7 protein-coding genes and 1 pseudogene are annotated in these 8,708 nt (G+C 70.3%); 6 read left to right on the forward strand and 2 right to left on the reverse strand.

All coding sequences use genetic code 11. From position 1 onward, the window contains the following. Nucleotides 1-136: 136 nt before the first annotated feature. Complete coding sequence (locus tag IF88_RS0139300) at nt 137-1,219, reverse strand: DUF6292 family protein (RefSeq protein ID WP_051838349.1); 1,083 nt, start codon at nt 1,217-1,219, stop codon at nt 137-139. Between the two features lie 756 nt (nt 1,220-1,975). Here IF88_RS0139300 and IF88_RS0139310 point away from each other — a divergent pair. Together IF88_RS0139310 and IF88_RS0139315 are read left to right on the forward strand one after the other, a co-directional pair. After that, complete coding sequence (locus tag IF88_RS0139310; protein ID WP_158754914.1) at nt 1,976-2,197, forward strand: hypothetical protein; 222 nt, start codon at nt 1,976-1,978, stop codon at nt 2,195-2,197. Continuing rightward, the gene (locus tag IF88_RS0139315; RefSeq protein WP_030724247.1) at nt 2,197-2,448 is read left to right on the forward strand and encodes a hypothetical protein; all 252 of its coding nucleotides are present in this window, start codon (nt 2,197-2,199) and stop codon (nt 2,446-2,448) included. The genes IF88_RS0139310 and IF88_RS0139315 overlap by 1 nt, the downstream gene beginning before the upstream one ends. A gap of 510 nt (nt 2,449-2,958) precedes the next feature. On the opposite strand, the pseudogene IF88_RS41750 reads toward IF88_RS0139315, so the two are convergent. Continuing rightward, nucleotides 2,959-3,668 (reverse strand): annotated as a pseudogene (locus IF88_RS41750) (UvrD-helicase domain-containing protein); the annotation flags it as partial. Nucleotides 3,669-4,046: 378 nt separating this feature from the next. Here IF88_RS41750 and IF88_RS41755 point away from each other — a divergent pair. From IF88_RS41755 to tpg, 4 genes are all read left to right on the forward strand, one after another. Further along, on the forward strand, nt 4,047-5,039 hold the full coding sequence (locus IF88_RS41755; protein ID WP_199808214.1) for a DUF4344 domain-containing metallopeptidase: 993 nt from the start codon (nt 4,047-4,049) through the stop codon (nt 5,037-5,039). Between the two features lie 205 nt (nt 5,040-5,244). Next, nucleotides 5,245-5,541, forward strand: a complete 297-nt coding sequence (locus IF88_RS0139330) for a hypothetical protein (RefSeq protein ID WP_030724252.1) — start codon at nt 5,245-5,247, stop codon at nt 5,539-5,541. Between the two features lie 588 nt (nt 5,542-6,129). Further along, nucleotides 6,130-8,238 (forward strand): telomere-associated protein Tap, encoded by a 2,109-nt coding sequence (gene tap, locus IF88_RS0139335; RefSeq protein ID WP_030724254.1) that lies wholly within the window; start codon nt 6,130-6,132, stop codon nt 8,236-8,238. A gap of 5 nt (nt 8,239-8,243) precedes the next feature. After that, nucleotides 8,244-8,708 (forward strand): telomere-protecting terminal protein Tpg (tpg, locus tag IF88_RS0139340; RefSeq protein WP_030724257.1); only part of this gene is annotated, 465 nt, incomplete at its 3' end.

Consider the following 8,708-nt stretch of genomic DNA (forward strand, 5'->3'; position numbering starts at 1 on the left):
CGAATTCCGCCCACACCGAACGTGCGGGCCGGTCCCATCGTCAATTGATACCTGAGAGCTACCGTTCAAGGAGAAGGGGACGCCTGTCGTCCACGCCCATGAGCTCGACGGACCGACCAGTGCCTACGCGCCCGCGTCATTCCGCAACGTCAAGGTCGCAGTGCTCGTCGGCCGTTACCTTGGGGCGCTTGGTACCCCGGCGCTGATCCCGCAGGGCGGCGAGCAGCTCCTCGGGGTCGGGCTTCAACCCGGTGCCCAGGTAACGGATTCCCTCCCCTTCGGGTGCCGTGTCTGTGCTCTTGCCGATCGGGTGGCGTCGGCTGGTCGCGGTGCGCCATCCGAAGCGCGAGTCCCAGACCAGGGCCGGTGCCGGCTGATCGGTGTCGAGTGGAACGGCGGCGGCGAGGTGTTCTCCGTCGGGCTGGCGCATCTCCACCTGGGCCTGCTGGGCGATGCCGGCCGCGGCCAGGAAGTCGGCGGTGTGCTGCAGGTACGGCTGTGCGCTGCGGGCGCGCAGCTCGCGCTCGGCGACGAGGATGGCGCCGCGGTGGGTGGTGGTGGGGTAGCCCAGCTGGATGGCGGCTTCCTTCGGGTCGAGGTCGGGCTGGGTCTCGATGAGGTCGGCGATCCGTCGGCCGCGAAGGGTGGCCAGGCCGGACTGTGCGGTGGGGAACTTGGTGATGCCGAGGGTGTCGGAGACGGCCTCGACGGTGACGGTGGGGTCGGCGTCCAGGAGCTTGGCGATCCGCGGCAGGATCTGGTCGCGGGGGATCATGTCGCCACTGCCTTCCCGGCGGCCGCCGCCGGCGCCGCGGCCGGGGCGGTTGTTCTTGTACGCGAGGACCAGGCGGCGGGGCCAGTGCTCGGTGCCCTTGGGGCCCGCGGGCACGAGGACGACGCCGGTGGTCAGGTCCGGGTCCTTCTTGTAGGTGTTCCAGGTCACGGGGGCGATGCCGAGCAGTTCGGCGGCCTCGTGGCGGTCCAGGAGGTCCTCCTCGTCGTCGACCTGGGGCAGCTCGGGGATGGGCTTGCCGGCGTAGTAGGCCTTGGTCTGCTCCGCGTCCCAGAGCTGGTTGCGGGCGCTGGGCGAGCTGATCGGCGCCGGGTGGCCTTCCGCCGCGTACGGCTTCTGGTTTCGGACGGTGACGAGCTTCTTGCCGAGGGCGTCGGCCAGGTCGGACATGGTCTGGACGTACTTCAGGCGTCCGGCGCGGATCATGTTCTTCTCCTTCATCACGGGGCGGGCGCTCGTGGCGCCCCGCCGGCCGGGGGTGTCAGTCGTTCGAGGGCTCGGGGAGGCAGTCGGGTTGCACGGGAGGCCGGCCTCGGCGCCGCATCCGTCGCAGGGGCGGGCGGCCCCTTCGATGAGCGGGTGGAGGTGGGCGAAGGCGCTGTCGGCGCTGGTGTGCGGGGTGAGGTTGCCGCCGGCGAGGACGTACAGGGCGTGCGGCGGGTTGCTGGTGGTGCGCGCCCGGATGCCGGCGATGTCGCCCGGGCCGGCGGCGAGTCCGGGGATCGCCAGGACGCCGGCGGCGGTGACGTCGGCCTCGGCCAGGAGCTCGGCGAGCCGGGCGAGTTCGGCCGCGGTCGGCTGCGGGGGTGGCCGGCCAGGCAGGTGCGACGGCCGCAGTCTGCGTAAAGCTGCTGGCGGGGGACGCGATGGAGAAAGACACGGGCCTCCAGGGTGTTGGTGGGTGTCCGGTGCCGCGGGCTGCCACCACCCGGAAGTAAGAAAACAATACCTATTGTATATCACTGTTGGCAAGTGGAGTGGATCCGCAACGCCGCGGCGTACGGAGTGTGTGTTTTCGGTTGGCCGGCGCCCTTGCCACCCGCCTCGGCGGAAGTGGGCGCCGGCCGCCTTCTTTTCCGCCGACCACGGGGTTCCCCGGGCACCGGGTGGTCTCGGCATCCTCTTCGCCTTCCGTGTTCCGGTCGTGTACTCCTGCGCTAGCCTCGTTGCAGCATCTACGACTTGGAGGCCGCGATGCGGATCGTCTTCGACCCGGCCGAGCAGGAGGCCCTGCGGGCCGACGCGCGGGAGATGGCTGACGGCGACCCGCAGATCGCCTACGTCCTGGAGCGCCTGGCCGGCGAGGGCGTCGATCTGGACGCCGTCACCTCCTGGGAGGACTTGCGCGAGAACCTCGGGCAGCCCCCGCTCGACGACTCCGCTCCCACCTCGCACGTCGCCTGATGGGCCGCCACGCACCCAAGCGCGCCCGCATCGTCTTCTACGACGTGGCCCAGGACCAGGTCGAGAAGATGACGGAGGCCGAACGCCTCCGGCTCGACCCCGTACTGGTGGCCGTCTCCAGGAATCCCGAGATCGGCGTGCTGTCGAAGCACGGTGCGATCCGTGAGCACCGCGAGAGCGGCGTCCGGATCCTGTACGTGCCGACCGCCCTCGGCACCCTTGTCCTGGTCGCCTACGTCGAAACGGACTGACTCCTTCGAAGGGCCGTGAACAGCCGGCCACAGCAGAGCCCGGACGCGAGGTCCGGGGCTCTTGTCTTCGGGCGAGGCCCGGTCGACGATCCCTCAACTGGTGGGACGCCTTCACCGTCACGACCAGGGCGGCCAGGGTCTCCCAGGAGTGGTGCCAGCTCTGGCGTGTTGACTGCGCTATCAGGTTGATGGCGCACCCGTGCTGGGCCGGAATCCGAGCCGCCAGCAGGCCATGAACGTGGCTGGCCCATGTGTTTTGTTGGGGGCCCGACGGCGCTCGCACTCGTTCCCGAGGAGGACCGCCGCGCGTCACCTGCGTGGTGCGGGGACTACCGATGGCGCTGTCCGGGGCCGCGTGCCGTGCAGTGAATGGCGGATGCACCGCAGTCCGAGGACGCCGCTCTCACCGAGTCGGCAGACTTGTCCAACGCGCGGCAGTCACTGCTCGGCCATCCTGCTCGGGCGGTGACGGTTGCACGTGGTCTTGGATCCGCGAGGACCGAGACCGTGTCACACGGGACTGCCGCCGGGGTGGTCATGGATCCAGGCCAGTTCGCCGAGGTCGAGGCAACCTCGGGCCCGGGTTACCGCAACGTAGGCCAGGCGTGCCTCTGCGTCGTCGATGGGTCCGGGTACGGGGCGGGCTTGGGCGTCGGGATCTCCAGCGTCCTTGGGCGGCCTGAAGTCGTTGCCGATCTGGACCGTTGGCCATTCGCGTCCCTTGGCCTTGTGGGCTGTGGACACGGTGACCTGCGCGTGTTGTTCGTCGACGAGTTGGCTGACTGCGGCGAGGAGTGCGCCGGGGGTGTGGGTGTCGATCAGGTCGACGAAGGGCTGGAGGTCGGCGCCGGCCGGGTCGTAGGCGGCGTAGTCCTGGAGTTCGCCCCAGGAGGAGAAGACGTCGGGAGTCTCGACGGTGTCGAGGCGGGTGGGGATGGTTTCCGTACCTTGGAGGCGGATGGGTGCCCCGGCGAGGGGGAGCCATCGGTTGGCTTCGCGGGCGAGGTGCGGGCCGAAGCGGAATGACTGCGTCAGGGCCAGGGGGACACCGTCGAAGCGAGTCATGACGTCGGTGGCGCCGCGCCAGGCGTAGATGGCCTGGGCTGAGTCTTCGACCATGACGAGATGGGCGTGTCCGCGCTGGGCGGTGAAGACCTGCTCGACGACAGGGTTGGTGTCCTGCGCTCATCCAGGAGGAGAAAGTCGGCGTCGATCTTCGGGTGCATCTAAACCGCTGACACTCCGATGACGACTTTCCGCTGACACTCCCCCGCAGACCATCAAACTCGCCACTGATCACAAACACTCCTCCCGTGCATCACCGCGCTCGCCGAGGCAGGCGTCGACTGGGCGCCGTGAGAGGGCGGCTGCTCCTCGCGCCGGCGTCTGCGCAGTCGGCCAGCACGAGGAGCTGCGCTCTACCGCCGGAAGCCGCGTCGGGGATCCCTGATGCTGCGGTTGTCGAACGGGCCGAACCAGGCGGCCTCCCGAAGGTCGCCCACACAGCGAACGGTCCCCCGTACGGGCGGCTCGACGGGCACCCGCCTCCGGACGGCCGGAGGATCAGTGCGGGGACACGCGACGGGAGCCGATCAAGGATGCCGAACACCGCCGGTCGCTCGAAGAGGGCGCGCATCGTCCTGTCAGGTGTGCTGCTCCTCGCCGGGGTCGTCTCGACCGGGTGCAGCGGCGAGGCCCGCGACGCCGGGCAGGGGCCTGGAGCAGGGCCCCGCCCCCAGGCGGCGCGCTCCGGCAGGGTCACCGTCGTCTACGAGGCCCAAACGGTCAAACCGGAGGACCGGCAGGCCGTGGCACTGATCCGGAACTCCCGCGTGCTGGAGCGTACGGCCGACTGGGTGAACAGATCACTCACCCTCCCGCACGACATGGTCGTGAAGGTCACCGCCGCCGTGCCGCCCGGCGTCACCGACGCCGTCACCCAGCCCGACGGCAGGACGATCTTCGTCCCGCCACCGTTCCTGACCGAGATCGAGAAGGCCCTCGCCGACGTCGTGAAGACCGTCGAACGGCCCGCCCCGTTCCCCGCGTCCGAGTACAACACCGACGACCTGACCGTGCTGTCGACCGAATTCATCTTCGGCCACGAAATGGGCCATGCCCTTCAGCGCCAGCTCCTCCTGGCCAACCTCGGTCTCGAAGAGGACGCGGCGGACGGCTTCGCGTCCTTCTATACCGTCAACGAGGTCGGGCCGGGCCCGTCGCTGGCCGCCGCGATCCTCTTCGACGAGATCGCACGCAAGGAAGGCACGCCGACCCTGGAGGGCATGTCGAGCGACCACCCCGTTACCCAGCAGCGGGCCTTCAACTTCCTGTGCTACCTGGAGGGCAGTGACCCGAAGAAGTACCAGCAGTCCCTGGTCGACAGCGGCTATCTCCCGAAGACCCGCGCCCCCCTCTGCCCGCAGGCGTGGGCAATGCTGGACTACGGCTGGTGGACCCAGCTCCGACCCCACTTCAGCGGGGCGTTCAGGGACCGGGGTGCCGAGGAGCAGAAGAAGGCGCACGGGCGGCTGGTCGCGGAGACACAGGCTCTGGCGAAGCGCATCGACGAGATCCGCAGCGGTCAATGAGGTAAATGACGCGTACCCCGTCGATCTCGTCCGCGTAGTCTCGCAGCAGGGTTCCGGGCACTATCGCGGGATCGGCGCCGAGGCGGTGTGCAACGCTCCACCCACCGGCGCCGAACAGGGGAACAGCGAGTGTCCGAGACTTCCGTGTCCATCAATTCCAACAAGGCCGTAGCCGACGGCTCCAAGATCACCCATCTCCGGCATCATGCGTGGCTACACCGGTGACAACGCCCCCGGCCGGAACGCCCGCGAGGACGGCTTCAAGGTCACCGCCGACGCCCCCTCCAGTGACTGGTCCGTCGCCATCAGCTCCAACTACAACACCCGGCCCGGCACCTTCACCCACGGCGCGGCGGTCTCCGTTCAGGTCAAGGTCATCGACGCCGACGGAAAGGAAGTCGGCGGCGAACAGACCATGCTCCAGGTGTACGCGGCGATCCGCTCCAGAACACCGGCGGCGCGTGCGCGGCCGTGGCGGTCAGCTACTCGGTCATTTCGATGAGGAGCGCGGCCAGCGGCTCGGGCATCGGCACGGTCGCCTCGCGGACAACGGACAGGTGGGCAGTCCAGTCGGCGAGCGGTCCGGTGAGGTCGACGTCCGCTTCGTACAGGGTTAGTCGCCGATCGTGTCCCAGTCCAGCGGGTACTGGGCGGCGCTGCGCCATCCGCACGCGCACTCAGCCCGCAACGCCTCCGCGCGGGGGCGGCGGCCCGGCCGTCGTACGCCGACCAGTGCCTGGTCGGCGGCACGTCCGGACCACTCCCGACGTCCAAGTACACCGGGCCCGGCTCGCTGCCGCCGACGAGTACACCCGCCGCGCCCGCGTGCGCGTCCCCGAAGTCCACCGTCCACCAGTTCCAGTCCACCCGCACACCGCCCTCTCCCACGTCCCTGCCCACCGGTCGGCTGGATCCCGTCTGCGACGACGTTGCCCTGCCCGCGCACGCGCCCACACCCGGGGCGGCCCCAACAACCAGTGCAGTTGGGGACCGGGCTCCGAGACACATCCCGAAAACACAACACTCGATAGGGTTAAATCCAATATCTAGGTGGGGTTAATTTTGCTAGGGTTCGGGTTGGAGGTGGGCCATGCCGAGCCAAGAAGAACTGTTCGACGCGGTGGACGCACTGCTGGAGGGCGAGCCGCGGTTGCCGTCTCCGGCGGAGCGGGCGCGGCTGCGTGAGGCGGCCGGGGTCACGCAGGCCCGGCTCGCGGCCGCATTGAAGTCGACGCCGCAGACGGTGAAGAACTGGGAGAACGGCCGCTCCGAGCCGCGCCCGCCGCGCCTGCAGGCGTACCTGCGACTGCTGGACGGCTGGGCCGAGCGGTACCCTGCGCCGGCCGCCTCCGAGTCCACGCCCGAATCCGCGTCCGCTCCGGCCGCGGTTCCGAAGTCGTTCACCGGCCCCGCGGCGAAACCCGCCGCGCCAGCCACCGCCGCTGCACCGAATCCGGTCGTGAAAACGCCGGTGGAGGCGGCCAGGCCGTCGGTGACGTCGCGCCGACCGGTGAAGAAGGGCGCCCCGCTGGCGGCCGTCGACCCGCGGTTCCCGCACGGCCCGCTCGTGGTCCTGGACGGCGACGGCAGCGCGTACGGCGTGGACGGCATCGTGCTGGACTGCCCGGTCAGCTCTGTCCCGGAGTTGGTCGAGTGGACGCTGAAGGAGTCCGGGCTCGGTACACCGCGCCTGAACCGCAACGGCAAGGACTCCGACCCGCTGGTCGTCCTCACCGCTGCTGCCGCAGTGAAGCTCGGCCTGCCCGAGCGCCTGGAGGGCCACGAGCAGCGCCGCTCCCTGCGTCTGGAGGACGATCACCCGGTCGTCAAGCAGGTCGCGAAGGCCAAGTGGAAGCTGACCAAGCGCGGCTTCGGCCCCTGGGCCAGGGTCTACCGGCCCGCGCAGGCCGGGCAGCGGCAGTGCGTGCAGCTGGCCGTCCTGTCCTGGGACGCCCTCGATGCACGGTCCTGGCCCGGCGTCGCGGGCATGGAGCCGGCAGAGGTCGCCCGCGTGCTGGGTACGTACGCGGCGCGGGTGATCACCCCGCGCGGCTCCACCGCCACCTCCGGGCTGGAGCTGATGACCGCGCTGCGGCCGCCGACCCGCGCCGTGAAGAACGAGACCACCGGAGAGTGGGAGTCCGCCTACAACCCGGGCTCGCTCGGCAGCGAGCCGATGGACCCCGCCCCGCCGGAGGCGCCGACCGAGCACCCGGTCGCGCAAGGGTGGGCGGGCGGGTTCCTGGACGAGGAGGCCTACCAGTGGGTGCGCGACCCGCAGCTGCTCTCCGATGAGGAGTGCCTGCTGCCGTATGCGGTCGGCCTGGACCTGAACACCGCCTTCCTCGCCGCCTCCGCGCGCCTGGTCGTCGGCCTGTCCGCCCCCGACCACTTCCACCGCCCGGCCTTCAACAAGAAGATCCCCGGCTCCTGGCTGGTCGACCTCTCACACATCGAGCTGGACCCCCGCCTGCCCTCGCCGTTCACGCCGTCCGGGCAGCGGCCCGAGGGACCGGCCTGGTACCAGACCCACACCGTCGCCTACGCCCAGGAACTCGGTTACGACGTCGCCCCGATCGAGGCGTACCTGCGGCGGGAGACCGGCGCGTACCTGGATCCGTGGCACGACCGCCTCAAGACCGCCTACCTCGACACGCTCGCCGACCTCGGCGTCACCGCCGATCTGGACGACCGCCAGTTCCTCGCCGCGATGGAGCACCACAAGAACGTCGACCCCGGAATGGCGGCCGTACTCGCCGCGATCAAAGCGACCGTCAAGGGCGGGATCGGCAAGCTGCGCGAGCGCCCGCAGGGCCGCCACTACCGCGACGGCGAACGCTGGCCGGCGCTGGAGCGGCCCACCTGGCGCCCCGACATCCGGGCCGCGGTCATCTCCAAGGCCCGCGTCAACATGCACCGCAAGATGGCCAACACCGCGAAGGCCACCGGCCAGTACCCGCTCGGCGTCCTCTCCGACTGCGTCGTCTACGCCAGCCCCGGACCCTCCCCGCTCGACTTCATGCCCTACACCACCTCCGGCAAGCCCCTCCCCGGAGCTTTCCGCCTCGGCACAACGCCGGGCCTCGCGAAGGTCGAAGGCGTCCAGGAGATGGCGTGGGCCGTCGACCTCATGGAGAAGGGCCTCAACCCCGCCCGCCACATCAAGGGCGGCGACGCCGTCACCGACGAAGGAGAATAGAAGCCGTGGGGGACATCGACGACGCTCTGGAGCGGGCGGGCCGCGAGACGTTCACGCGGGAGCCGCCCAAGACGCTGAAGGGCCGCATCAACTTCCTGACGGGCAAGCTGAAGACCACGAAGGCCGTTGCCGCCGCGCTCGGGGTCAGCCAGCGGTCCGTGGAGCGCTACCGCACCGGGGAACGCAAGACGCCGCCGAAGGCGATCACCGACCGGATCGACGCCGCCGTACGCGCACGCTGGCAGCCCAAGGTCCGCGACCGTCGACGCAAGGAAGCCGCCACCCGCACCGGGATCACCGTCGAGACCCGCGCCCGGTTCGGCTACACCGCCCCGATCGGCACCACCGACGACGGGCGGATGCGACGGCTGACCGTCCACCTCCCACCCGCCTACGCGCAGCGCCTCTTCGACGCCCAACAGCAAGGCGCCGACGACGGTCGGCTGCGGGCGATCGTCGCCGAAGGCCTC

Origin of the sequence: Streptomyces sp. NRRL F-2580, from assembly GCF_000720115.1 — a bacterium.
Lineage (GTDB): Bacteria > Actinomycetota > Actinomycetes > Streptomycetales > Streptomycetaceae > Streptomyces.

Coding starts and splice junctions, on each gene's coding strand:
- IF88_RS0139300 (WP_051838349.1), bottom strand. CDS start 1,219: ATGATCCGCGCCGGACGCCTGAAGTACGTCCAGACCATGTCCGACCTG.
- IF88_RS0139315 (WP_030724247.1), top strand. CDS start 2,197: ATGGGCCGCCACGCACCCAAGCGCGCCCGCATCGTCTTCTACGACGTG.
- IF88_RS41755 (WP_199808214.1), top strand. CDS start 4,047: ATGCCGAACACCGCCGGTCGCTCGAAGAGGGCGCGCATCGTCCTGTCA.
- IF88_RS0139330 (WP_030724252.1), top strand. CDS start 5,245: ATGCGTGGCTACACCGGTGACAACGCCCCCGGCCGGAACGCCCGCGAG.
- tap (WP_030724254.1), top strand. CDS start 6,130: ATGCCGAGCCAAGAAGAACTGTTCGACGCGGTGGACGCACTGCTGGAG.